This is a genomic window from Chitinolyticbacter meiyuanensis (assembly GCF_008033135.1).
Classification (GTDB): domain Bacteria; phylum Pseudomonadota; class Gammaproteobacteria; order Burkholderiales; family Chitinibacteraceae; genus Chitinolyticbacter; species Chitinolyticbacter meiyuanensis.
The window spans coordinates 3863775-3887168 of the sequence record NZ_CP041335.1 but is presented as its reverse complement, the minus strand read 5'-3'; the positions used below and the strand labels follow the sequence as shown (position 1 = coordinate 3887168).

The 23394-nt window shown below is 64.0% G+C and carries 21 protein-coding genes and 1 tRNA gene; 13 read left to right on the top strand and 9 right to left on the bottom strand.

The genetic code is table 11. From position 1 onward, the window contains the following. The first annotated feature begins 65 nt into the window (after nt 1–65). The 3 genes from phoU to corA all read left to right on the top strand — a co-directional run bounded on the left by phoU (nt 66) and on the right by corA (nt 3406). Nucleotides 66–779: a phosphate signaling complex protein PhoU gene (gene phoU / locus FLM21_RS18495; protein ID WP_148716982.1), complete on the top strand. Its 714-nt coding sequence runs from the start codon at nt 66–68 to the stop codon at nt 777–779. A 96-nt stretch (nt 780–875) separates the two neighbouring features. After that, a complete protein-coding gene (ppx, locus tag FLM21_RS18490) occupies nt 876–2348 on the top strand; it encodes an exopolyphosphatase (RefSeq protein WP_187359988.1) in 1473 nt (490 codons plus the stop codon). Between the two features lie 44 nt (nt 2349–2392). Continuing rightward, on the top strand, nt 2393–3406 hold the full coding sequence (corA, locus tag FLM21_RS18485) for a magnesium/cobalt transporter CorA (RefSeq protein WP_148716981.1): 1014 nt from the start codon (nt 2393–2395) through the stop codon (nt 3404–3406). Here the strand turns inward: corA and FLM21_RS18480 are convergent. From FLM21_RS18480 to lgt, 4 genes are all read right to left on the bottom strand, one after another. Then, nucleotides 3365–3559, bottom strand: coding sequence for a hypothetical protein (locus FLM21_RS18480; protein ID WP_148716980.1), 195 nt, complete (start codon nt 3557–3559; stop codon nt 3365–3367). The two genes, corA and FLM21_RS18480, sit on opposite strands and share 42 nt — an antisense overlap. A gap of 68 nt (nt 3560–3627) precedes the next feature. Further along, on the bottom strand, nt 3628–4125 hold the full coding sequence (locus FLM21_RS18475; protein ID WP_148716979.1) for a DUF456 domain-containing protein: 498 nt from the start codon (nt 4123–4125) through the stop codon (nt 3628–3630). Next, entirely contained in the window at nt 4122–4883 is a 762-nt protein-coding gene (locus FLM21_RS18470; RefSeq protein WP_148716978.1) for a 3',5'-cyclic-nucleotide phosphodiesterase, read from the bottom strand. The genes FLM21_RS18475 and FLM21_RS18470 overlap by 4 nt, the downstream gene beginning before the upstream one ends. A 51-nt stretch (nt 4884–4934) precedes the next feature. Next, complete coding sequence (gene lgt / locus FLM21_RS18465) at nt 4935–5783, bottom strand: prolipoprotein diacylglyceryl transferase (RefSeq protein ID WP_148716977.1); 849 nt, start codon at nt 5781–5783, stop codon at nt 4935–4937. 87 nt (nt 5784–5870) lie between these two features. On the opposite strand from lgt, the gene ilvD reads away from it, so the two are divergent. Together ilvD and FLM21_RS18455 are read left to right on the top strand one after the other, a co-directional pair. After that, nucleotides 5871–7730 carry a dihydroxy-acid dehydratase gene (gene ilvD, locus FLM21_RS18460; RefSeq protein ID WP_148716976.1) on the top strand — a complete coding sequence of 620 codons (1860 nt, stop codon included), beginning with the start codon at nt 5871–5873 and terminating at the stop codon, nt 7728–7730. Nucleotides 7731–7830: 100 nt separating this feature from the next. After that, nucleotides 7831–8130: an MGMT family protein gene (locus FLM21_RS18455; protein ID WP_148716975.1), complete on the top strand. Its 300-nt coding sequence runs from the start codon at nt 7831–7833 to the stop codon at nt 8128–8130. 54 nt (nt 8131–8184) lie between these two features. Here FLM21_RS18455 and FLM21_RS18450 read toward each other — a convergent pair. Beyond that, a tRNA-Phe gene (locus FLM21_RS18450) sits at nt 8185–8260 on the bottom strand. A 201-nt stretch (nt 8261–8461) separates the two neighbouring features. Here FLM21_RS18450 and FLM21_RS18445 point away from each other — a divergent pair. The 3 genes from FLM21_RS18445 (at nt 8462) to FLM21_RS18435 (ending at nt 14737) form a co-directional block, all read left to right on the top strand. Beyond that, nucleotides 8462–9631, top strand: coding sequence for an AI-2E family transporter (locus tag FLM21_RS18445; RefSeq protein ID WP_187359987.1), 1170 nt, complete (start codon nt 8462–8464; stop codon nt 9629–9631). A gap of 367 nt (nt 9632–9998) precedes the next feature. Then, nucleotides 9999–12038: a glycosyl hydrolase family 18 protein gene (locus FLM21_RS18440; protein WP_148716973.1), complete on the top strand. Its 2040-nt coding sequence runs from the start codon at nt 9999–10001 to the stop codon at nt 12036–12038. A gap of 215 nt (nt 12039–12253) precedes the next feature. Beyond that, nucleotides 12254–14737 (top strand): DUF1631 family protein, encoded by a 2484-nt coding sequence (locus FLM21_RS18435; RefSeq protein ID WP_187359986.1) that lies wholly within the window; start codon nt 12254–12256, stop codon nt 14735–14737. Nucleotides 14738–14812: 75 nt separating this feature from the next. Here the strand turns inward: FLM21_RS18435 and tal are convergent, their stop codons facing one another. The 4 genes from tal to phoB all read right to left on the bottom strand — a co-directional run bounded on the left by tal (nt 14813) and on the right by phoB (nt 19387). Further along, entirely contained in the window at nt 14813–15895 is a 1083-nt protein-coding gene (gene tal / locus FLM21_RS18430; RefSeq protein WP_148716971.1) for a transaldolase, read from the bottom strand. A gap of 154 nt (nt 15896–16049) precedes the next feature. Continuing rightward, the gene (locus FLM21_RS18425) at nt 16050–17231 is read right to left on the bottom strand and encodes a hypothetical protein (RefSeq protein ID WP_148716970.1); all 1182 of its coding nucleotides are present in this window, start codon (nt 17229–17231) and stop codon (nt 16050–16052) included. A 94-nt stretch (nt 17232–17325) separates the two neighbouring features. Beyond that, nucleotides 17326–18615 (bottom strand): phosphate regulon sensor histidine kinase PhoR, encoded by a 1290-nt coding sequence (phoR, locus tag FLM21_RS18420; RefSeq protein WP_148716969.1) that lies wholly within the window; start codon nt 18613–18615, stop codon nt 17326–17328. An 85-nt stretch (nt 18616–18700) separates the two neighbouring features. Next, on the bottom strand, nt 18701–19387 hold the full coding sequence (gene phoB / locus FLM21_RS18415) for a phosphate regulon transcriptional regulator PhoB (RefSeq protein ID WP_148716968.1): 687 nt from the start codon (nt 19385–19387) through the stop codon (nt 18701–18703). Between the two features lie 258 nt (nt 19388–19645). Here phoB and FLM21_RS18410 point away from each other — a divergent pair, with 258 nt between their 5' ends. From FLM21_RS18410 to FLM21_RS18390, 5 genes are read left to right on the top strand one after another with little or no spacing between them, the layout of a single operon-like run. Further along, nucleotides 19646–20023 carry a gamma-butyrobetaine hydroxylase family protein gene (locus FLM21_RS18410; protein ID WP_148716967.1) on the top strand — a complete coding sequence of 126 codons (378 nt, stop codon included), beginning with the start codon at nt 19646–19648 and terminating at the stop codon, nt 20021–20023. Between the two features lie 22 nt (nt 20024–20045). Then, nucleotides 20046–20783, top strand: coding sequence for a bifunctional demethylmenaquinone methyltransferase/2-methoxy-6-polyprenyl-1,4-benzoquinol methylase UbiE (ubiE, locus tag FLM21_RS18405; RefSeq protein ID WP_148716966.1), 738 nt, complete (start codon nt 20046–20048; stop codon nt 20781–20783). After that, nucleotides 20783–21340: a ubiquinone biosynthesis accessory factor UbiJ gene (locus FLM21_RS18400; protein WP_148716965.1), complete on the top strand. Its 558-nt coding sequence runs from the start codon at nt 20783–20785 to the stop codon at nt 21338–21340. The genes ubiE and FLM21_RS18400 overlap by 1 nt, the downstream gene beginning before the upstream one ends. Continuing rightward, nucleotides 21340–22854, top strand: coding sequence for a ubiquinone biosynthesis regulatory protein kinase UbiB (gene ubiB, locus FLM21_RS18395; RefSeq protein WP_148716964.1), 1515 nt, complete (start codon nt 21340–21342; stop codon nt 22852–22854). The genes FLM21_RS18400 and ubiB overlap by 1 nt, the downstream gene beginning before the upstream one ends. Nucleotides 22855–22858: 4 nt before the next feature. Continuing rightward, nucleotides 22859–23392 carry a hypothetical protein gene (locus tag FLM21_RS18390; RefSeq protein ID WP_148716963.1) on the top strand — a complete coding sequence of 178 codons (534 nt, stop codon included), beginning with the start codon at nt 22859–22861 and terminating at the stop codon, nt 23390–23392. Nucleotides 23393–23394: the final 2 nt, after the last annotated feature.

Below are 23394 nucleotides of genomic sequence, written 5' to 3'. Positions count from 1 at the left end.
TATGAAACATTGCCGTAACCTGGAGCTGCTAACTTGCCATGAATAAGTCGCAAGAGAGACGCCGCATGTCCGAACATATTTCCAAGCAGTTTGATGCCGAACTGGAGACCATTCGCTCCAGCGTGCTGGCCATGGCCGGCCTCGTCGAAGAACAGGTCCGCCTCGCGATGCAATCGCTGGCAACCGGTGACGTGGCCATTATCGAGAAGGTGATCGAGCAGGAAGAACGCGTCAATGAGATGCATGTGCAGCTCGACGACCTGTGCATCCACATGATCGCGCGCCGCCAGCCGGCCGCCAGCGACTTGCGCATGGTGATGAGCGTGATCAAGTCGGTGGAGGATCTTGAGCGCATCGGCGACAAGGCCGCCCGCATCTGTCAGCGCGCCAAGAACATCTTCGATGCCGGCAAGCTGCAGGTGCCGCGCTTTGCCGAGCTCAATCACATCGCGCAGCAGGCGCTGGACATGCTGGCCAAGTCGCTGGATGCCTTTGCCCGCCTCGACGCGGTGCCGGCGACCGAAGTGAAGCGCGCCGATCAGATCATCGATACCGAATACCGTGCACTGCAGCGCCAGCTGATCACGGTGATGATGGAAGATCCGCGTTCGATCTCGCTGACCATGGACATCCTGTGGATCGCCAAGGCGATTGAGCGCATCGGCGACCTGGCGGTCAACATTGCCGAGCAGGTGGTGTATCTGGTGAAAGGCCAGGATGTACGCCACAAGGGTCAGGAGGAAATGGAGCGCGTGGTGCTGGCCCCGAAGGCCGAGTAACGCTGCTGTTTCCAGCGCAAGGGCGGCTGCGGCCGCCCTTGTCGTTTCTGCGGCTGCCGCGTATGTTGACGCCCATTGTCATCCTTCTGGATCACCATGCCGGATAGCGCGCTGATCGCCGCGGTCGACCTCGGGTCCAACAGCTTTCGCCTGCAGGTGGCGCGCATCGTCGATGGCGGCCTGCTGCCCGTCGACACCCTCAAGGAAACGGTGCGTTTCGGCGCCGGGCTCGATGCCCGTGGTCATCTCACACCAGCCGCGCAGGCCGAGGCGCTGGCGGCGTTGGCCCGCTTCGGTGAGCGCCTGCGCGGGTTGGACCCATCCCAGGTCCGTGCGGTGGCCACCAATACCTTTCGCGTAGCCAAGAACGCCGCCGAGTTCGTGCCCCAAGCCGAGGCGGCGCTGGGCTTTGCCATCGACGTGATCGGCGGCAGCGAGGAAGCGCGGCTGATCTACCTCGGTGCCGCGCACAGCCTGCCGGCCACGCGCGAGAAGCGGCTGGTGGTCGATATCGGCGGCGGTTCGACCGAGCTGATTGTCGGTCGCCAGTTCAAGCCCTTGCTGACCGAGAGCACGCTGATGGGCTGTGTGTCCTGGAGCATGCGCTTCTTTCCCGATGGCGTGATCGATGCAGCGAGGCTGGAACAGGCCGAGCTTGCCGCACGCACCGCGCTGCAACCGCTGGTGCCGGAGGTGGCGGCGGCGGGCTGGCAGAGCGCCATCGGCACCTCGGGCACCGCGCGCTCGCTGTCGGACATCCTCGAGCTGAACGACCTGTCGCCTTCCGGCATCACCGCCGATGGCTTGGCGCAGTTGCGTGAGCTGTTGCTGCGCGCCGGGCATGTCGACGCGGTGGCACTCGACGGCCTGCGTTCTGATCGCCGGCCGGTGCTCGCTGGCGGCTTCGCCATCATGGCGGCAGCGTTCGACGCCTTCGATATCGAGCGCATGACCATCACCTACGGCGCGCTGCGTGACGGCGTGATGTACGACCTGGTGGGCCGCCAGTCGCTGGCCGATGTGCGCGATACCACGGTTGCCGCCTTCGTGCGCCGCCATCAGGCCGACGTTGCACAATCCAACCGGGTGGCCGCGCTGGCGGCGGCGTTGTTCGAGCAATTGCCGCAGGCGCGCAGCGATGTCGCACGCGGCGTGAAGGATGCTGCGCAGCTGCACGAGATCGGCCGCTCGATCTCACACGCCAGTTTTCACAAGCATTCGGCCTATATCGTGCGGCATGCTGACATGCCCGGCTTCTCGCGCCGCGAGCAGGCGCGGCTGGCCGCGCTGGTGTTGGCGCAGCAGGGCAAGCTTGCCAAGCTTGAAGCCGAAGGCCTCAGTGCCATCGAGTGGTCGGCGGTGCTTGCCTTGCGGCTGGCCGTGCTGTTCTGCCGCAACCGGCGCGACACGCCCTTGCCGCCGCTGCGGTTGTCTGCGGACGGCGATGTCCACACGCTGGCATTGCCGGCTGCCTGGCTGCAGGCCCATCCACTGACCCGTTACGCTCTGGAAGAGGAAGCCCGTGCATGGCAAAAAAGCGGCCGAACGCTGACCGTCAATCCCGACTGAGACACCATCCGCGTGCCGACAAGGCGGGATCGCCACCTGGCACTATGCGCTATGTCGGCCCGCGTGAGGCCGAAGCCACCCTGGCCACGCTGATCGAGTTTGGCCCGAGCGAAAGCGAGTTCCTCGAAACCTGCTTCACCTCGCTGGAAGAGGGCAAGCGCTACGAGCCGACTTACAAGACCTTCTGGCTCAATCTGCACGGGTTAGGCAACGTCGAGCTGCTCAAGTACATCGGCAAGCGCTTCAACCTGCACCCGCTGGTGATGGAGGACATCCTCAACACCGAACAGCGCCCCAAGGTGGAGATCTATCCGGGCTATCTGTTCATCACTGCGCGCTTGGTGCATTCGGAGCCTGAAGGGCTGATCGGCAGCGAGCAGATCGCCATCGTGCTCGGCCGTGGCTATGTGCTCACCTTCCAGGAAAAACCCACCGGTACCTTCGAGAGCATCCGCGGAGCGCTGAAGAGTGCGCAGTCGCAGGTGCGCGCGCTGGGAGCGGATTACCTGGTGTATTCCCTGCTCGACAAGCTGGTGGATCGCTATTTCGGCGTGCTGGAAACGCTGGGCGAGCGTATCGAGCAGCTCGACGACGACATCTCGGCAGGACCGTTGCCGGCGCAGCTGAACGACATCCAGTCGCTAAGGCGGGCGTTGCTGTCGATCAAGCGCGGCTTGTGGCCAACGCGGGAGATGGTGAATGTGCTGCAGCGGGACGAACCGGACCTGTTTCACGCGGAAACCCAGCTCTATCTGCGCGATGTGTACGACCACTGCGTGCAGTTGATCGAAAGCACCGAGGCGCTGCGCGATCTACTGGGCAGCTTGCAGGACACCCATTTGGCGCTGCAATCGCACCGGATGAATCTGCAGATGCGCATGCTCACGGCCATCACCACCATCTTCATGCCGCTGTCGCTAATTGCCGGTATCTACGGCATGAACTTCGATGTCATGCCGGAGCTGCACTGGCACTGGGGCTATTACGGCGTGCTCGGGGCGATGGCGGCGCTGGCGTTAATGCTGATTGGGTTTTTCCGGATCCGCCGCTGGTTCTAGGTGGCGGCGGTCGTGGCCGCTGCGCCGCTCGGTGAGCACCAAGCCTTCCTCGGTGATCATGGGAAAGCTGGCATGGGCGCGTGGCCGGCGCCGGTCCTGGCCCCGGGCCAACATCAGGTCGAGGTCGTGGCTGGCGAGTGCTGACTTGTTCATTGCACGGCTCCTTGCTGCCGGATGCAACTAACCTTAGTCGTAATTTGATGGTTCGCTGTTGATTTGGTTCAGAAAAACCAGGCGAACGCAAAGATGCCCAGCATCGCCAGCGCGATGGCGACCTTGGCAACCGCGCCGAGGATCAGGCCCAGCCACGTGGCGAAGCCGATCTGTCCGGCACGCTCCAGGTCACGGCGGGCGTAATATTCGCCGAGCGCGGCGCCGACGAATGGCCCGAGCAGCAGCCCGGGCAAGCCGCCGAACAGCCCCAGCACCGAGCCGATCACCGATCCCCATAGTGCTTCCTTGCTGGCGCCGTACTTCTTGGCGCCCAGCGCACCGGCGACGTAGTCCAGCACCAGCGAAGCAATCACCAGCACACCGAGAATCACCAGCGTGATGGCACCGACCCGCTGGAAGCCCTCCGCCCACGCCGCCAGCAGCATGCCGCCCAGCATCAGCGGCGTGCCCGGCAGTAGAGGCAGGATGGTGCCGGCGAGGCCGCCCAGTACCAGCAGGGCGGCGATCAGGTAGTAAAGCGATTCGGGTGTGGCGAGGTCGGTCATAGGGTGAAGGTCTGCCCGCGATGCAATAGCTGGAACGGAGTGCCGAGGCTGGCGCTAAGTTCCGTGGTCAGCCGCGCCTCGTGTCCGGGTTCCTGGTGGGTGATCCACAGCGCGGCATCGGCTGGCAGCTGTGCGATGCAGTGCGCCAGGGTGGCGGCGGTGAAATGACCGGCACGCTCGGCGGCGCTCGCTTGTGCGTTGGCGAAGGTGGTTTCGACGATGACGTCGGTCAGGTTCGGTGTTGCGACGAGAGCCTGCCAGAAGCCCGGGCACGGCCCGGTATCGCCGGAAAAGGCGATGCAGCCGTTCTTGCCCCGCAGCAGCCAGCCGAGCGCCGGCACGCTGTGGGCGGCAGGCAGCGCGGTGATCGAGATACCGCGGTGAGGCACGACATCCCCGATGGCGAGCGGGGCGAACCGCAGCGCGGGGACAGAGGGCGTCGGCAGCCGGGTGTAGTCCGGCCAGAGCGCGCCGTTGAACATATGGTCGACCAACGCCGCGGCTGTTTCCGCCAGGCAGTGAACAGTGACCGGGCCGCGGCCGTGCGACAGCCGGGCGTCGGCCAGCATCGGCAACAGCGCAGTGTGGTCGAGGTGGCTGTGGGTGAGCAGCACGGTATCGATATCGAGCAGCGCAGCGAGCGATAGATCTCCGACCCCGGTACCGCAATCGATCAGGGCATGCTCACCCAGCAGCAAGGATGTGGTGCGCAGATCGGCGGCAATGCCTCCGCTGCAACCAAGTACTTCGAGTTTCATCGCGCCTCCTTCGCCTTCAGCTTAACGCCGGTGGCGCAGGATGGCGCAGCCTCAGCGGCGGCGCGCGCTCAGCCCGAGCAACAGCAGGCCGAAGGCGATCATCGGCAGGCTGAGCCACTGACCCATCGACAGGTTGCCGGCCAGCAGACCGAGGAAATCGTCGGGCTCGCGGGCAAATTCGGCGATGAAGCGGAACAGCCCGTAGCCGATCAGGAATACGGCGGACACCTGACCGGTACGGCGCGGCTTGCCGGAGTAGAGCCACAGGATGAGGAACAACAGCACGCCTTCGAGCGCGAACTGGTAGAGCTGCGACGGGTGGCGCGGCAACATGCCGTACTGGTACAGCCAGTCGTGCCATTGCGGATGGCTGAGCACTTCGCGCGCGTCGGCGCTTTGCGCCTGCGGGAAGCCTATGGCCCACCACGCGGTCGGCTCGGTGACCCGGCCCCACAGCTCACCGTTGATGAAATTGCCGAGGCGCCCGGCTGCCAGGCCCAGCGGCACCAGCGGCGCGATCACGTCTGTCACCTGAAAGAACGTGCGGCCAGTTTTCTTGCCGTACAACCACATGGCGGCCAGCACGCCGAGGAAGCCGCCATGGAAGGCCATGCCGCCTTCCCACACCTTGATGATCTCGAACGGGTGCGACAGGTAGAACTCGGGCTTGTAGAAGAAGGCGTAGCCGAGTCGCCCGCCGAGAATGACGCCGAGCACGCCATAGAACAGCAGATCGTCGATCTCTTCGACTCGCCAGCCCTGGTGCAGGCCGTTTCGAATCCGCATCCGCCCCAATGCCCAGAACAGGATGAAGCCGATCAGGTACATCAGGCCGTACCAGTGCACCGACAGCGGGCCGGCCGAGAAGGCGATCGGGTCGAATTGCGGGTGGATGAGCATGGGCGGGGGCTTTCCGATAAAATCGGCGCATTATACCTGCTTCCTTTCACCGGCTTCGTAGTCGCTGTTTCTCAAGGATTTACTGCCATGCCTGCCTATCGTTCCCGCACTTCCACCCACGGCCGCAACATGGCCGGCGCGCGCGCCCTGTGGCGTGCCACCGGCATGAAGGATGGCGATTTCGGCAAGCCCATCATCGCCATTGCCAACTCCTTCACCCAGTTCGTGCCGGGCCACGTGCACCTGCACAACCTGGGCCAGCTGGTGGCGCGCGAGATCGAAAAGGCCGGCGGCATTGCCAAGGAATTCAACACCATCGCCGTCGACGACGGCATTGCCATGGGTCACGGCGGCATGCTGTACAGCCTGCCCAGCCGCGACCTGATCGCCGATTCGGTGGAATACATGGTGAACGCGCACTGCGCCGATGCCATTGTCTGCATCTCCAATTGCGACAAGATCACCCCGGGCATGCTGATGGCTGCGCTGCGGCTGAACGTGCCGGTGATCTTCGTCTCCGGCGGCCCGATGGAGGCCGGCAAGGTGGACTGGCACGGCGAGATCCGCAAGCTGGACTTGGTCGATGCCATGGTCGAAGCGGCCAATGACAAGGTCAGCGATGAGGAGGTGGCCGCCGTCGAGCGCAGTGCCTGCCCCACCTGTGGCTCGTGCTCGGGCATGTTCACCGCCAATTCGATGAACTGCCTGACCGAGGCACTGGGCCTGTCGCTGCCGGGCAACGGCTCGCTGCTGGCCACCCACGCCGATCGCAAGCAACTGTTCCTGCAGGCTGGCCGCACCATCGTCGAGCTGGCGCGCCGTTACTACGAGCAGGACGACGCCAGCGTGTTGCCGCGCAATATCGCAACCTTCGCCGCCTTCGAGAACGCCATGAGTCTCGACGTGGCCATGGGCGGCTCGACCAATACCGTGCTGCACTTGCTGGCCGCTGCCTACGAGGCCGGTGTTGACTTCAAGATGGCCGACATCGACCGCATCAGCCGCCGCGTGCCTTGCCTCGCCAAGGTAGCGCCCGCCACGCAGAAGTACCACATGGAAGATGTGCACCGCGCTGGTGGCGTGGTCGGCATCCTGGCTGAGCTCGACCGCGCCGGCTTGATCAACCGTGATGTGCCGACTGTACACACCGCCACGCTGGGCGAAGCGCTTGCCAAGTGGGACGTGATGCAAAATCCGGACGACAGCGTGGCGCACCATTTCTACCGTGCCGCTCCGGGTGGTATCCCGACCACCATCGCCTTCAGCCAGAGCATGCGCTACCCGGATCTGGACATCGACCGCGCCGAAGGCTGTATCCGTTCGCGCGAACACGCCTACAGCCAGGACGGTGGCCTTGCCGTGCTCTACGGCAACATCGCCGAGCGTGGCTGTATCGTGAAGACCGCCGGCGTTGACGACAGCATCCTCAAGTTCACCGGTCGCGCCCGTATCTTCGAGTCGCAGGATGATGCGGTGGCCGGCATCCTGGCCGACCAGATCGTCGCCGGCGATATCGTGGTGATCCGCTACGAAGGCCCGAAGGGCGGTCCGGGCATGCAGGAAATGCTCTATCCGACCTCGTACCTCAAGTCCAAGGGTCTGGGCAAGGCGTGTGCCTTGCTGACCGATGGCCGCTTCTCTGGTGGCACATCGGGCCTGTCGATCGGCCACTGCTCGCCGGAGGCTGCCGAAGGCGGCGCCATTGGTTTGGTGGAAGAGGGCGACACCATCGTCATCGACATCCCGAATCGCATCATCGAGCTTGCCGTTACCATGGAAGAGCTGGCCCACCGCCGCGGCAAGATGGAAGCGAAGGGCAAGGCGCTGGCGTGGAAGCCGGTGAACCGCGAGCGCTACGTTAGCCCGGCATTGCGCGCCTACGCAGCAATGACCACCAGCGCCGATACTGGCGCCGTGCGCGACGTGAGCCAGGTCGAGCACCAGTAAGCGATAGCTGGCGCATGAAAACGGGATGGCTCAGCCATCCCGTTTTTGTTGGCCGTTGCCTGCCATTACACTCAATCATCCCCAGCAGTTTCAATCGCCAATGAAGAAACCGACCGACAGCGCCACCATCCGCGAAGCCATTCGCGCCGTGGTGGCCCAGATTCCCTATGGCCACGTGATGAGCTACGGTGACGTGGCGCGCGCAGCCGGCTACCCGCGCCACGCCCGCATGGTAGGCCGCGTGCTCGACGCCAGTCTGCCGTGGTATCGGGTGATCAACGCCCAGGGCAAGGTCAGCTCACGCGGCCTGGATGGGCAGGATGAATTGCAGCGGATGCTGCTGGAGCAGGAGGGGGTGGTGCTGGAGTCGCCGAGCAAGGCGCCTTGGTATCAGCCTTGATCTGCAGGCAAGAAAAAAGCCGGCGTGAAGCCGGCTTTTTTCTTGCGGTATTCTTGGTGGCCAGTCGCGGAATCGAACCACGGACACGCGGATTTTCAATCCGCTGCTCTACCAACTGAGCTAACTGGCCGCTGAAGAGAGGCGCATTAAACCGTAGCGCTTCGAGGCTGTCAACCCTTGCGCTGCATTTTCTCCGAGGATCGGTTGAGAGAGGCTGGGTGGAAGGGCATGTGGAGCCCGCATTGAGCCCCGCCATCGCGCTGCCATGCTTTTGCCAGACACGCGCATTAGAATGCTGCGACACATCATGAAAGTTTGGGGGAAGGGCGAGATGAATAGCTATACGCGCTGGATAGAGCCAGCGATTGCTGCGGGTGTGGTCGTAGCGTTGCTGGCGTTGTCGTATCAGGTGATGGCGCCGTTTATCGCGGCGCTGGCCTGGGCCGGTATCCTGGTGTTTGCCACCTGGCAACCGTTCCTGCGCTTGGCGGGCTGGTTATGGGGCAGTCGCACGCTGGCCGCCGTCGTGTTGTTGGGGCTGTTCGCCTCGCTGATCCTGGTGCCGTTGGTATTCGCCGGGGTGGAGCTGGCGACCAATGTCGACGAGATTTCGCTGTGGCTGCATGAACATATCGCCGCCGGGTTGCCGCCGTTACCGGTTTGGCTGACCCGTTTGCCGTGGGTCGGGGTCAAGCTCGCCACCTTCTGGGCCGAGCTGTCTGCTGGCGATCCGCAGACGCTGAACCAGATCCGCGAGTGGTTGAAGCCGCTGGGCGCCTTCCTGCTGGTGTTCGGCAAGGCCATTGGCAGCGGGCTGCTGCTGCTGATCCTCAGCCTGTTCCTGTCGTTCTTCCTTTACGTGAGCGGGCACGAGATCGTGCAGTGGCTGATGCGCGCATTGCACCGCATCGGCGGCGAGCGGGCGCAGGATCTGATGAAGCTGGCCGGCGGCACCGTACGCGGTGTGGTTTATGGCTTCATTGGCACGGCCTTGGTCCAGGCGGCGCTGGCCTGGTTTGCGTTCTGGTTGGCCGGTGTGCCGAATGCAGCGGCATTCGGGTTGGTGTGCGCCTTCCTGTCGCTGGTGCCGGGTGGGCCCAGCCTGCTGGGGCTGCCGGTAGCGCTGTGGCTGCATATGCATGGCCAGACCGGCTGGGCGATCTTCCTGGCGATCTGGATGGTGGCGGTGGTGGCGTCGGCGGACAACGTGGTCAAGCCCTTGGTGATCGGCAAGGAGAGCAACCTGCCGTTCGCGCTGATCCTGCTCGGGGTGTTGGGGGGAGCGTTGGCATGGGGGATGCTGGGGGTGTTCCTTGGCCCCACGCTGTTGGCGGTCAGCTACACGCTGCTGCGCAGCTGGGCCAGTACGCGGATTGCGGAAACGTCCGCGCCGGTCGCGACGCTGGTGGTGCCGGACGAAGTGGAGGACGACGAGCCTGCCGAATTGGCCGGCGCCAGCGAAGTACTGGAGGTGCGCCCAGCGGATGCGCTCAAAGGCTGATCAGCCAGCCGCCCCAGCCGGCGACGAGAATGGCATAGCCAATGATCTTTTGTATTGAACGGGCCGGATGACGGCCCGTTTTGTTTGCGTGCATGGCGGATACTCCGTGGGGCTCAAGCGAATTATTGAGAATGGTTCTCGATATATCCAATCACTTGTCCCTATGGTGGTCATAGCGTTGCTCGGTGCTTCGGCTACGCTTGTTCCCTGCTTTCGCCCGCTCATGCCGCTGGCGGACCAACATTAACGATGATTAACAATCCCCTGGATGGGCGGGCGTACGATCGCGAGGCCGAACTGGTCTGATAGGACGTTAACTTTAATACCAGTTGACCGGTCGGCGTATCCACACATCTGGAGGATCAGAATGAAATCGATGCAGTTCGCTCGTCGACAGGGTCTCGCCGCCCTCGTCGTCGGCCTTTGCCTGTCAGCTGGCGTGTTTGCCGCACCGGCTTGGCAAGAGGGCAATACCTATACCGCCGGCAGCGTGGTCAGCTACAACGGCCATGACTACAAGTCGCTGGTCACCCATACCGCCTATGCCGGCGCCAACTGGAATCCGCAGTCGACCCCTACGCTGTGGCAGGACCTTGGCGTGACCAGCTCGGCCACGCCGACCCCGGTGGCTGCAACGCCGGTCCCGACTCCCATCCCGACGCCGATCCCCACGCGCAACGACACCCCGACCGCGGTTCCGGTTTCGCCGACGCCGGTCGTCACCACGCCGGTGACCCCGGCGCCGAGCGCCTGCTACCCGGCTTGGGCTGCTGCTTCGGTCTATACCGGCGGCCAGCGCGTGACCTACCAGGGCGTGAACTACGAAGCCAAGTGGTGGACCCAGGGCGACAATCCGGCGCAATCCGGTGACTGGGGCGTCTGGAAGTCGCTGGGTGCCTGCGGCGCCACGCCGTCGCCCACCCCGACCGTGACGCCGACCTTGACCCCGACGCCGAAGCCCGTGACACCGGCACCGGTCACTCCCGCCCCGGTGACCCCAGCTCCCGTGACGCCTGCTCCGGTTACCCCGGCACCCGTCACGCCCGTGCCTGTCACCCCGGTTCCGGTGACGCCGAGCCCCGGTACCGGCGTGCCTTCGCCGGCCACGCCGCAAGTCGGCTCCTACTTCACCCAATGGGGCGTGTACGACAGCGCCTTCTTCGTGAAGCATGTTGATACCAGTGGCGCCGCCGGCAAGCTCACCTTCATCAACTACGCCTTCGGCAATGTCTATAAGCAGGCCGACGGCAGCTACCAGTGTTCCAGCGGCATCAACAAGCTGGAACCGGGCTCGACCAACGAGAGCGATCCGCAAGCCGGCACCGGTGGTGATGCCTGGGCCGACTACCAGATGGATTACAAGGCGGCCGATTCGGTCGACGGCGTCGGCGACGAGTGGGAAAACACCCTGAAGGGCAACTTCAGCCAGCTGAAGAAGCTGAAGAAGAAGTACGCCAACCTGAAGGTGCTGATCTCGCTGGGTGGCTGGACCTGGTCCAAGTGGTTCTCCGCTGCTGCCGCTACACCGGAGCTGCGCCAGAAGCTGGTGAGCTCGTGCATCGATGTCTACATCAAGGGCAACCTCAAGAAGTCCGATGGCGATCCGGCCGGTGGGACCGGCGCGGCTGCCGGCATCTTCGACGGCATCGATATCGACTGGGAATACCCGGGTGGTGGCGGCCAGCCGTACAACACCAGTTCCGCGGCTGATCGCCAGAACTTCTCGCTGTTGCTGAAGGAATTCCGCACGCAGCTCGATGCGCTGGGCGCCAGCAGCAGCAAGCAGTACCTGCTGACCGTAGCCATCGGTGCGGGCGTCGACAAGATCGTCAACACCGATCCTGCCGAGTACAGCAAGTACCTGAACTGGGTGAACGTAATGACCTATGACTTCCACGGTGGCTGGGAAGGCACGGGTCCGACCAACTTCCACTCGCACCTGTATCCGGATCCGGCCGATCCATACGCCGGTACCACCGCCGCGTCGTACAACATCGATACGGCCGTCACCAAGCTGATCGAAGCCGGCATGCCGGCCAAGAAGCTGGTGCTGGGCATCCCGTACTACGGGCGTGGCTGGGGTGGCGTGAAGGCGGGTCCTGCCGGCGATGGGCTCTATCAGGCGGCCACCGGCGCGCCGGGCAAGGTCGGTACCAGCACCGAAGCCGGCTATGGCGACTACAAGGCGCTCGTCACCGCACCGGGGACCAAGCGCTATCACCCGGTCACCAAGCAGCTGTACCAGTACGATGGCAGCAACTGGTGGAGTTACGACGACGCCACCACCATCCGCACCAAGATCCAGTATCTGAAGAACAAGGGCCTCGGCGGCTTGTTCAGCTGGTCGCTGGATGCGGACGATGCCAATGCCACCCTGACCCGCACGATGAGCGAGGTCCAGCAGTAAACGTCTCCAACGTTTCGGTTCTTTTGAACGGGCCCTCGGGCCCGTTTTTTTGTCTACTGCATTCCGTAAGATTGTTACTGTCCGTTCGGGTCAGAAAATGACAGATGGGCCGTGGTAAACTCGGACCCATAACAATATCAAGCAGTTGGTCCTATTCTGAGGACTGCTGCTTGGACCGGTGCCGAAAGGTGCCGGACTGCTCGGGGTGTATGGGGATGGACCACAACGATCTGCTCGCCGCCACGCGGGCTGAATTCCTGCGGTTGTTCAACGCGGCACTGGACGACGTGATCGGCCAGGCCGGCCAGCAGCTGTTTCTCAAGGCCGAGCGCGCGCTGTCGGGCAAGGAGAGCAACCTGCTGTGGGATGCCCGCTCCGCAGTGCTGGGCCAGGGCGCGGTATTGCGGCGCCAGCTGCAGTCCGAGATGTCGCAGCTGCTCAACCGCAGCTTCAAGACCGCCTACAGCAGTGAGCGGCCCTCGTTTGCCAATGCGTTGTCCACCGTCGAACTGTCGCTGGTGAACCAGAACGCGTTCGAGGACGAGCTGCGGATCGACGCCATCACCAAATACCTGCGCAACGAGGCAGACGACCAGTTGCGCGACCTGAATATCCGCATTGCGCTGCTGTTCGGCCAGGAAGTGGTGAAGGAGCGCGAAAACCCGTTCCGCCCCTACCTGTTGTCACGCTGCGTCTCCAACGCGGTGGATGCATTGCATCTGGAGCGCGATGCCGCCGGCATGCTGGTGGAGCAACTGTGCGAAGGCTTCGCCGGCAAGGTGTGCGACATCTATGAGGCGCTGAACGCCTTGCTGGCCCGGCATGGGCTGGCGGCGCAGCTGCAGATCAAGATCAAGCCGGCCCCCTCTCTGCGTCGGCCAGCGGCGCCGGGCGGCGACCCCGCTGCCTTTCCCGATACCGGCTTCGGCCCTGCCACCGAAGGGCTCGGCGGTTTTGGCGCGACTGGTTTCGGCCAGACCGGCATGGGTCAGCAAGTGCAAGCCGGCATGGGCGAGCCCGGCATGGCGGCACCCTCACGCGAGCAGCGCCTGCTCGACATGGTCCATGCCTTCCAGGCTGCCACCAGTGGCGCAGCACCACAACCCGGTTGGTCGGCGCCCACGCCGGCTCCGGCTGCCAGTATCGGCCGCGGCGGTTGGCTGGCGGGTACGCAACGTGCCGGCACCATGCTGCGCAACCTGTTCAGCGGCGTGCTGCCGTGGTCCGGCAATGGTGTGGGCAATGGTCAGGTGCTCACCGGTGGGCTGTCGCTGAACAGCCTGCTGGCGGCCCAACTGGCGCAACTGCAGTCCACGCTGGTGGCGACACAGGCGGTGCTGGGCGACGACGGCGAACCGCGCAACCTGCTGCTCGAGCATCGCAATACGCTGGTCGAGGAAAGCCGCGACAACCGCGAACAGATGACGATCGATATTGTCGCCATGCTGTTCGAATTCATTCTGCGCGATACCAACGTACCGGCCGAAGTCCGCGCCCAACTTGGGCGATTGCAGTTCCAGGTGCTCAAGTTGGCGCTGCAGGATCCGACGCTGCTGACCGAGCGTAATCACCCGGCGCGGGTGCTGGTGAACCGCATCGGCTCGATTTCGCTGGCGCTCAAGCAGATCGATCCGCAGGGCGAGCGCGTTGCCACGGAAATCTGCCGCATCGTGGAAACCTTGCTGGCCGAGGAAGTGGAAAGCGCGGCGCTGTTCTCACGCATGCTCGACGAGCTGGACGCCTTTATCGCGCGCGAATTGCGCAGCAGCGAGGCGCAGGTCACGCCAGCGCTGGAGGCGGTGGAGCGCGCCGAGGTGCGCACGCTGCAGTTCGCCCGCATCGTCGCAATGATCTCGGAAGCGTTGGTCGAGATCCGGCTGGATGATTTCCTCGACCAGTTCCTGCGCAACAGCTGGGCTCGGGTGATCGAGCAGGCCAGCCGTGGCGATACCCAGCAGGCCTTGCGTTACTGGCGGGTGGTGCCGGAGCTGGTGTGGAGCATTGCTCCCAAGCTCAACGAGGAGGAGCGGCTGGTGCTGCGCACGCTGCTGATGGGCATGGTGTCCACGCTGCGCGACGGTCTGGCCGAGGCCAGCCGCCAGGACGATCAGGGCCCCCTGTTCCACTGGCTGCTCGATGCCCACAAGCTGGCCTTGCGTGGCAGCAGCAGCGACGTCATCATCCCGCCGCTCGTCTATTTCCGCGAGCGTTTCGAAGCCTTTGTCGAAAACGAGACCTTCGTGCCCCCGGAGAAATACGCCCAGCGCAATTCCCGCCTCGATAGCCAGCTGCTGGCCGAGGCCATCCGCGAGCTGGAAACCCGGCTCGACCTTGTCGACCAATGGTTCGACGATGAAGTCGAGGAAGCGGCGGCGCTGGAAACGGTCGAGGCGGAGATGGATGCGGAGGAGAGCGACGATTTCGACGAGACGCTGGCGCGCCTGCGTTGCGGCGTCGGGATCGAGATCAATCTGGACGGCGCACCGACACAGGCCATCCTGAGCTGGCCGGATCTGGCCGGCGGGCGACTGGTGCTGAGCTTTGGCGAGGAGCGCCCGCCGTCCATCCTGACGATGCGTTTGTTCCGCCGCCTGCTGAACACCGGCCGCGCCCGGTTTGCCGAGCAGCAGGAGCTGTTCGAGCGGGCAGTCGAGCAACTGGTCGATTCGGCCGACCGGCTCGACGCAATGCCGGCCTGAACCACATTCATCCAAACAAAACGGCGCCCGGATGGGCGCCGTTTCGCATGGCCGGCGTGCCGGCCTGCAACCCGCTTAGGCCGTCAGCTGCAGCAGCTTCTCGAACGCCTCATCGAACAGCTTGAGGCCTTCGCTCTGCAGCTGCTCGCCAACGATGTTGAAGTCGAAGCCCAGCTTGCGCAGCGTCACCAGGGTGGCGACGGCATCGGCAGTACCGGTTTCCAGGCGGGCAGCAGCCTCGCCATGGTCACGGAATGCATCGAGGGTGGCATCGGGCACGGTGTTCACGGTGTCGGCACCGATCAGCTCTTCCACGTACATGGTGTCGCGGTAGGCCGGGTTCTTGGTGCCGGTCGAGGCCCACAGCAGGCGCTGCGGATGGGCGCCAGCCGCCTTCAGCTCGGCGAAACGGGTGCCGTAGAACAGCTTCTTGTAGTGCTCGTAGGCCACCTTGACGAAGGCGATCGCGCTCTTGCCACGCAGTGCCAGCGCTTCCGGCGAACCGATCTCTTCCAGCTTCTTGTCCAGCAGCACATCGACGCGCGACAGGAATACCGACGCCACGGCGCGGACATGATCCAGCGGCAGGCCAGCAGCCTTGCGCGCTTCCAGGCCGCGGATGTAGGCGGTCAGCACATCATCGGTGTGCTTCAGGCTGAACATCAGCGTGATGTTCACGTTGATGCCATCGGCGATCAGCTGTTCGAACGCCAGGATACCGGCTTGCGTAGCGGGCACCTTGATCATCGCGTTCGGGCGGTTCACCGCAGCCCACAGGCGATGCGCAGCAGCCACAGTGCCGGCGTAGTCGTTGGCCAGGAACGGCGACACTTCCAGCGACACATAGCCATCGAGGCCTTCGCTGGATTGGTACTGCGGCAGGTTCAGGTCGCAAGTGGCCTGCACATCCGGCACCACCAGGGCTTCGTAGCGTTGCTCGGCGGTGAGGCTGGCATCGGCCTTGAGCTTGGCGAGGTCATCGGCGTAGAGCGGATCGGACGAGATGGCCTTGTAGAAGATGGCGGGATTGGAGGTGACGCCGGCGATGGCGTCGTCGGTCAGGAGTTGTTGCAGGGTGCCGGCCTGGATGAGGCCACGGGACAGGTTGTCGAGCCAAATGCGTTGGCCCAGGGGTTTGATGGCGGCGATGCGGCTCATGGTTTCCTCTGCTAGGTCGGAATGATGGGGCGGAACGGGGTCGCCCGTGGCGACGTCGGTGCGCATTATCCTTGATGTCGCGCCGTTTGACATTTGCCCGCGCGCAAAACTGCCGCGTTCGGCGGAAAAAAGCCTGCCTTGGCCGTGTCGTGGCTCAATCCACCTGAACCCGCACCGGCTGGCTGTACGCCACCACATCCCAGCCGTTGGCGTCGACACCATCGATCACCACCAGGAACAGGTTGTGGGTGCCGCGCGCCAGCCCACCGGCGTTGAGCCGCAGCAGGATGCCGCCGTTCCAGCGGCTCCAGTCCTGCAGCTCGCGCACGGTGGCATTTGCAAGGTCTGGCTTGTCGCGCAGTTCAACCCGTTTCCAGCGGGCGCTGGCGTTATTGCCGACGATGACCTGGCTGTCGTCGGACCACAGCTCGCGCACCTGTGGCTTGGGCGCGGTGTTGTCGACACCGTCCTCGATCTGGCCGAAGTTGCCGAAGTAGTTCTGCTCGACGAAGTAGCGCAGCCGCAGGTTCGGGTCGGCATAGATGCGTTCGGCCTGGCGGTTCTGGCTGATGGTGGTGCGGCCGTTCTTGTGCACACGGGTGATCAGCTTGCCATCGTTGCCGCCCAGGGTGCCGGTGTAGAGCAGGATTTCCATCAGCGCCCAGCCGCCGTTGCTGTCCGCGGCCGCGCCGCCCCAGTAGGTACTCTTGTCGCTGGCCGAACGGTTTACCAGGGTGATCGGCCCCTGGCTGGTGGGCCAGTTGTGGACCTTGATCTCGACATCGCTGTCGGTCACCGAATCCTGCCAGTGGATGCGCTCGTGCTTCCACTGGTAGCTCTTGGTGTAGGGGGCGCCGTCGAGCAGCAGCACGTTGCGTACGTAATGTGCCTTGTAGACATAGCGCTGCTCGGCGATGGCGAAACCGGGGTCGTAGCGCCGTACCGCGTTGTAGTGCGTGGCGTCTTCGGGCGTGAACAGCACCTTGCCGCGCTGGCTGTCGCTGCGCACCGAGGTCGGGCCACCCAGGTTGTTGAAAGTCCACCCACCGCCATTCGGGACGGTGGCCCCGATGGCCTGGGATTCGATGGCGCCGCCGCTGCCACCCAGCATGGTCTTGGTGACGTCGTTGGTGCCGAAGGCGCCGGCCAGTGAAACGACGTCGCCATGGCGCATCAGGGCAGGTGTGGGCGCGGGCGTGGGGGTGGCGCGAGACGGCGACGAGGCGGCAGGCGGGTCGCTCTCGTCGCCACCGCCGTTTCCTCCACCACAGGCGGTCAAGATCAGGCCGACAAACAGCGGAACGAGGCGGGGCAGGGTGGGCTGATGCAAGTGCATGGCGGTGTGCTCGGCATGAGATACCGGCAGCATACCGATCACGGGGCCGTGGCTGCCGGCAGCCGTCCGGCGCGGGATTCGCCGCGACGTCCGGTTAATCGACCAGTGCGCGGTGGTTGGGGAAGCGTGCGGCGAATTCGCTGCCTTCGCCGAGCTTGGACTTCACGGCGAGCTGGCCTTGATGGCGCTGCAGGATGTGCTTGACGATGGCAAGGCCCAGCCCAGTGCCGCCGGTGGCGCGCGAGCGACCGCGGTCCACCCGGTAGAAGCGCTCGGTCAGCCGCGGGATGTGCTCGGGCGAAACGCCGATGCCGCTATCCTGCACCGCAAACACCGGCACGTCGTGCTCCAGTCGCCAGGCCAACGTGATCTCACCACCGGCCGGCGTATAGCGGATGGCGTTGGAGACCAGATTGCCCAGCGCCGAGTGCAGCTCGTCGTGGTTGCCGATCAGCCGCGCCGAGGCGATCTCGGCCACCTTGATGGTATGGCGGCCCTGCGACAACCCTTCGGCCTCGGCTTGTAGCAGGCGCACCAGTTGCGGCACGTCCACTTCCTCTTCCTTCAGCTGCTGGCCATTTTCAAGCCGCGACAGCGTCAGCAGGTCGTCGACCAGCCGCTGCATGCGCTGGGTCTGCTCTACCATCAGCTGCAGCTGCTGGGTACGGGTGGACGCCTCCATCTCGGGCATGTCCATCATCGTTTCGGCGAAGCCGCCGACCACGGTGAGTGGCGTACGCAGCTCGTGCGACACGTTGGCAATGAAGTCGCGGTGCACCATCTGCACCCGGTCGAGCTGGGTGATGTCGCGGCTGAGCAGCAGCTTGCGCGTCGAATCGAACGGCACCAGCTGCACCGACAACACCTGCTCGGAAGGCCGGGTGGTGCGTAGCAGCAGCGGGTGGGCGAAATCCTGCGTACGCAGATACTCTCGCAGGCTGGGCTGGCGCACGATATTGGTTACCACCTGCCACACGTCCGAGTTGCGATCGATCGCCAGGTGCTGGGTGGCGGCCTGGTTGCACCATTCGATGCGGTCGAATTCGTCGAGGATGATCACGCCGTCAGGCAGTGCTTCGCCGGCACTGGTGAAACGCTCCAGCGTGTTGGCCAGCTTGTCCTGGTTCTTGCGCTGGTTGCGCACCTGCTCGTACAGCTTGTCGAACACGTCCTGCCACAGCAGGAAGCTGGTCGGCACGTTGTCCACCCGCGGATGCTGCATCCAGCGGTACAGCCGGCCCAGGTTGTAGAGGTGGAAGCACACCGACAGGCCGAGCAGCACGCAGGCAAGGGTCAGCCCGGATTCAGCGCCGGCAATGCCGCCAACGAACAGCGAGATCAGCGTGATCGCCAAGTAATAGATGATGGAGCGCAGCCAAAGCATACGGAGTTCCGCGCGTAGAGTGGGAAGGGCATGCCGTACTACGGCATGCCCAGCATGGCGTAATTCTATTACGGCAGGGCGTCAGTTATTGGGCGGAGAGGCGGTAGCCGGTGCCGCGCACGGTCTGGATCAGCTTATCGTAGCCGGAAGCTTCCAGCGCCGAGCGCAGCCGGCGGATATGCACGTCGACAGTGCGTTCCTCGACGAACACATGGTCACCCCAGACATGGTCGAGCAGCTGGGCGCGCGAGTGCACGCGCTCGGGGTGGGTCATGAAGAAGTGCAGCAGGCGGAACTCGGTGGGGCCGAGGTCGATCGCCTCGCCATTGCCGGTGACGCGGTGCGTGGCCGGATCGAGGCGCAGGCCCTGGATCTCGACGGTATCGTCGGTCACCTGCGGCGCACGGCGGCGCAACACGGCCTTGATCCGTGCCTGCAGCTCGCGCGGGCTGAACGGCTTGGTGATGTAGTCGTCGGCGCCGGTCTCGAGGCCAACGATCTTGTCCTGTTCATCCGAGCGCGCGGTCAGCATGATCAGCGGGATCTGCTTTGTGCGCTCTTCGCCGCGCAGCTTCTTGGCGAAATCGATGCCGGACATGCCGGGCAGCATCCAGTCAAGCAAAATCAGGTCGGGCAGGGCATTGCGCACGATGGTCTGCGCGCCTTCCACCGAGTCGGCCCGCATCACGTGATGCCCGGCCTGGGTGAGGTTGAATGCGATCAGTTCCTGGATGGCCGGTTCGTCTTCAACGAGCAGGATGTTGGCGGGCATGGCGTCCTCAAGCGGTGCGCGGTTTTTGAATGTTGCGAGATTAAGGCTCTAACATGAAGCAAATATTACAAGTGTTAATTTGCTGTCGTAGTCGGTTTTTCACTGTAATCCCCGTGTTGGAAATAACCGTAAGCGTGCGTGCTTCGGCATGTGCCAATGCGGTGTGGCTGCAGCGCACCGCTTACCGCGTGCCATGAACAACGGCCAAGGCCGGGCGGTTAGCGGTATCATGGCGACCGGTATCCCGGAGAGTCCCGCATGGCCGGACTGCAGCCTTCCACGCCCAATCCCATAGAAATCCATCTGCATCGCGCCAGTGCCACGCTGGAAGTGACGTTCGACGACGGCGCGCGCTTCGTGCTGCCAGCTGAATTCCTGCGCGTGCTGAGCCCGTCGGCCGAGGTGCGGGGCCATGGCGCAGGGCAGGGCGTGCTGCAGGTCGGCAAGCGCGCGGTGAGGCTCGCCAACGTCGAGGCGGTTGGCCATTACGCGGTGAAGCTGACCTTCGACGACGGCCACGATTCCGGCCTCTACTCCTGGGATTATCTCTATCAGCTCGGTCGCGATCAGGCGCGGCTGTGGCAGGGCTATCTCGACGAGCTGGCCGCCGCCGGCGCCAGCCGCGATCGGCAATGACATTCTTATCAAGAGCGTAACGATGACGGACTCCAGCACCCATTTCGGTTTCAAGACGGTCAAGGAATCGGAAAAGGCCCAGAAGGTTGCCGAGGTGTTCCACTCGGTGGCGCAGAAATACGATGTGATGAACGACCTGATGAGCGCCGGCCTGCACCGCGCCTGGAAGTTCTTCACCATCGAGACCAGTGGTGCGAAGGCCGGCGACCGCGTCCTCGACATCGCCGGCGGCACGGGTGACCTCTCGAAGGCTTTCTGCAAGAAGGTCGGCAAGACAGGCCAGGTGTGGCTCACCGACATCAACAGCTCGATGCTGGGCGTGGGCCGCGATCGACTGCTCGATGCCGGCTTTGCCGTGCCGACGGCACAATGCGATGCCGAGAAGCTGCCGTTTCCAAGCAATTATTTCGACGTGGTCACCGTGGCGTTTGGCCTCAGAAATATGACGCACAAGGATGCGGCGCTCGCCGAAATGTTCCGCGTGCTCAAGCCCGGCGGGCGCCTTCTGGTGCTGGAGTTCTCCAAGGTGTGGGCGCCGCTTAAGCCGGCCTACGATCTCTATTCGTTCAAGCTTTTGCCCTTCATGGGCAAGTTCGTCGCGGGTGACGCCGATTCCTACCAGTACCTGGCCGAATCGATCCGCATGCATCCTGATCAGGAAACGCTGAAGACCATGATGCAGGATGTGGGCTTCGGCCGCGTCGAGTATCACAACATGAGCGCCGGCATCGTGGCGCTGCACAAGGGATACAAATTCTGATGCTGGCCGGCCTCGTCAACCGCCTGCTGGCGCATGATGCGGCCGCCGGCGCCGAGCTCGCCCGCCACGCTGGGCGGGTGCTGCGGCTGGAATTCCCGGTGATTGCCGGCACACTGGCCATCACCGCCGATGGTCGCTTCGAGAAATCCACTGCCGAGTCGGAGGCGACGCTGTCGCTGCCACTGGCCTTCTTCATTGCCTTCGTGTTCGACCACGCCTCGGCCCAGCGCCAGCTGCATCTGTCCGGTGATGCCGAGCTGGCCATGGCCGTTGGCCGGGTACTGGGCGAGTTGCGCTGGGATGTGGCCGAGGAGCTGTCATCCTTCGTTGGCGACATCGCCGCGCAGCGCATCATCAAGCTGGCCGGGCGCTTCGGCGGCATCCCCGGTGCCATTGGCGCGCGCATGTTCAGCCACTTGGTCGAATACTGGCGTGACGAGGCACCACTGCTCGCCAACAAGATGGACGTCGCGCGCTATTGCGGCGAGGTCGATGTGCTGCGCGACGACGTGGCGCGACTGGCCAAGCGTATCGACCTGTTGACCAAGAAGGACTGATGCGCCTCTTCCGCCTTATCAAGATCGCCCGGGTCGTGATCGGCTACGGGCTCGATGAATTTCTGCTCGGCCACGAGCGCGTGCATGGGCTGAAGAAGCTGATCGGCGTGCTGTGCTTCTGGCGTCGGCTCGATGCGCCGCGCGCGGTGCGGCTGCGGTTGGCGCTCGAGGCGTTGGGGCCCATTTTCGTGAAGTTCGGCCAGGTGCTGTCCACTCGGCGCGATCTGTTGCCGCCCGATATCGCCGACGAGCTGGCGCTGCTGCAGGACAAGGTGCCGCCGTTCGGCGGCGATATCGCCGTCGCGGTGATCGAGGCGGCGCTCGGCGCGCCGGTCGATACGCTGTACGCCGAATTCGAGCGCGAACCGGTGGCGTCTGCGTCGATCGCCCAGGTACACCGGGCGCGGCTGCCGGACGGGCGCAGGGTCGCGATTAAGGTGCTGCGGCCCGGCATCCTGCCGGTGATCGAATCGGATCTCGCGCTGATGCGGGTGATGGCCGGGCTGGTGGAGCGGCTGTTCGTCGACGGCAAGCGGCTGCGCCCGCGCGAGGTGGTCGCCGAGTTCGACAAATACCTGCACGACGAGCTCGACCTGATGATCGAGGCCGGCAATGCGGCACAGCTGCGGCGCAACTTCGCCGGATCGGACCAACTGATCGTGCCGGAGGTGTTCTACGACTGGACCGCGCGAGAGGTGCTGACGCTGGAGTGGATGGACGGCATTCCGGTTGGCCGTATCGCCGAGCTGCGCGCGGCAGGCATGGACCTGAAGAAGCTGTCGCGCTTTGGCGTGGAGATCTTTTTCACCCAGGTGTTCCGCCACGGCTTCTTCCATGCCGACATGCATCCGGGCAACATCTTCGTGGCAAGCGACAACCGCTATATCGCACTCGATTTCGGCATCGTCGGCACGCTGTCGGACGAGGACAAGCAGTACCTCGCGATCAACTTCCTCGCCTTCTTCAACCGCGATTACCGCCGCGTCGCCACCGCTCACATCGAATCGGGCTGGGTGCCCAAGGAGACGCGGGTCGAGGAGCTGGAGGCGGCGGTGCGCACCGTGTGCGAGCCGATCTTCAACAAGCCGATTTCGCAGATCTCGTTCGGCCAGGTACTGCTGCGGCTCTTTGAGACCAGCCGCCGCTTCAACGTGGAAATCCAGCCGCAGCTGGTGCTGTTGCAGAAGACGCTGCTCAATATCGAAGGTCTGGGTCGCCAGCTCGATCCAGACCTTGATCTGTGGGATACCGCCAAGCCGTTTCTGCAGCGCTGGATGAATGAGCAGATTGGCTGGCGTGGCCTGCTCGCCAACCTCAAGCGCGAGGCGCCGCAATGGGCGACCATGCTGCCCGGCCTGCCGCGCCGGCTGAATGAGCTGGCCCGGCACGACCATATCGAGCTGATGGTCACCGGCTACCAAGGGCTGATGTGGGAGCAAAAGAAGCGCAACTGGCTGCTGGGCGCAATCGCGCTGCTGCTGGCTGGATTGCTGGCAACGCTGTGGTGGGGTTGAGTGCTTGGGTCGCCCCGATGATGAATGGGAGCGAAATGTGGACACGGGTCGCTTTGTGCCACTGACGCGTGCAGAGCGTCGGCGCATTGTGTGGAATTTGTTGTTGACGCAAACGTTGATGGCAATAACGTTCGGATTACTGGCCGGAACGATGTTGTTGCTGTTGTTTAAAATGCGGATGCCGCTGCTTGGTGCCGTGTTGTTTGCCGTATTGGCACTGGCATGCATTGCGGCATGGATTGCCATCAATGTTCAGGCAATCCGACCGATCGGCTTGGTGCGGGACCTGCTGGCTGGGCACAAATATGTCTTCCAATCCATATTGCAACGCAGCATCAAAACGGGCTACGTTCGGAGCGGTTACGGTCCGGAAGTGGCCGTCGAGCGCAAATTCTGGGTGGACGGCACTTGTTACTACAAACCGGTGATGCAGTCAGATTTCGACTGGTTTTCCACGGAGTATTTTCCCGGTCGTGCGGTAATCGTCGAGCATCTGCCACATAGCCGGCGCGCCTTGCGCATCCTTCCCACACAGTGATG

What these genes read in the sequence shown, in the direction of transcription:
- phoU (WP_148716982.1), top strand. Translation starts at nt 66, where the DNA reads ATGTCCGAACATATTTCCAAGCAGTTTGATGCCGAACTGGAGACCATT.
- ppx (WP_187359988.1), top strand. Translation starts at nt 876, where the DNA reads ATGCCGGATAGCGCGCTGATCGCCGCGGTCGACCTCGGGTCCAACAGC.
- corA (WP_148716981.1), top strand. Translation starts at nt 2,393, where the DNA reads ATGCGCTATGTCGGCCCGCGTGAGGCCGAAGCCACCCTGGCCACGCTG.
- FLM21_RS18480 (WP_148716980.1), bottom strand. Translation starts at nt 3,559, where the DNA reads ATGAACAAGTCAGCACTCGCCAGCCACGACCTCGACCTGATGTTGGCC.
- FLM21_RS18475 (WP_148716979.1), bottom strand. Translation starts at nt 4,125, where the DNA reads ATGACCGACCTCGCCACACCCGAATCGCTTTACTACCTGATCGCCGCC.
- FLM21_RS18470 (WP_148716978.1), bottom strand. Translation starts at nt 4,883, where the DNA reads ATGAAACTCGAAGTACTTGGTTGCAGCGGAGGCATTGCCGCCGATCTG.
- lgt (WP_148716977.1), bottom strand. Translation starts at nt 5,783, where the DNA reads ATGCTCATCCACCCGCAATTCGACCCGATCGCCTTCTCGGCCGGCCCG.
- ilvD (WP_148716976.1), top strand. Translation starts at nt 5,871, where the DNA reads ATGCCTGCCTATCGTTCCCGCACTTCCACCCACGGCCGCAACATGGCC.
- FLM21_RS18455 (WP_148716975.1), top strand. Translation starts at nt 7,831, where the DNA reads ATGAAGAAACCGACCGACAGCGCCACCATCCGCGAAGCCATTCGCGCC.
- FLM21_RS18445 (WP_187359987.1), top strand. Translation starts at nt 8,462, where the DNA reads ATGAATAGCTATACGCGCTGGATAGAGCCAGCGATTGCTGCGGGTGTG.
- FLM21_RS18440 (WP_148716973.1), top strand. Translation starts at nt 9,999, where the DNA reads ATGAAATCGATGCAGTTCGCTCGTCGACAGGGTCTCGCCGCCCTCGTC.
- FLM21_RS18435 (WP_187359986.1), top strand. Translation starts at nt 12,254, where the DNA reads ATGGACCACAACGATCTGCTCGCCGCCACGCGGGCTGAATTCCTGCGG.
- tal (WP_148716971.1), bottom strand. Translation starts at nt 15,895, where the DNA reads ATGAGCCGCATCGCCGCCATCAAACCCCTGGGCCAACGCATTTGGCTC.
- FLM21_RS18425 (WP_148716970.1), bottom strand. Translation starts at nt 17,231, where the DNA reads ATGCACTTGCATCAGCCCACCCTGCCCCGCCTCGTTCCGCTGTTTGTC.
- phoR (WP_148716969.1), bottom strand. Translation starts at nt 18,615, where the DNA reads ATGCTTTGGCTGCGCTCCATCATCTATTACTTGGCGATCACGCTGATC.
- phoB (WP_148716968.1), bottom strand. Translation starts at nt 19,387, where the DNA reads ATGCCCGCCAACATCCTGCTCGTTGAAGACGAACCGGCCATCCAGGAA.
- FLM21_RS18410 (WP_148716967.1), top strand. Translation starts at nt 19,646, where the DNA reads ATGGCCGGACTGCAGCCTTCCACGCCCAATCCCATAGAAATCCATCTG.
- ubiE (WP_148716966.1), top strand. Translation starts at nt 20,046, where the DNA reads ATGACGGACTCCAGCACCCATTTCGGTTTCAAGACGGTCAAGGAATCG.
- FLM21_RS18400 (WP_148716965.1), top strand. Translation starts at nt 20,783, where the DNA reads ATGCTGGCCGGCCTCGTCAACCGCCTGCTGGCGCATGATGCGGCCGCC.
- ubiB (WP_148716964.1), top strand. Translation starts at nt 21,340, where the DNA reads ATGCGCCTCTTCCGCCTTATCAAGATCGCCCGGGTCGTGATCGGCTAC.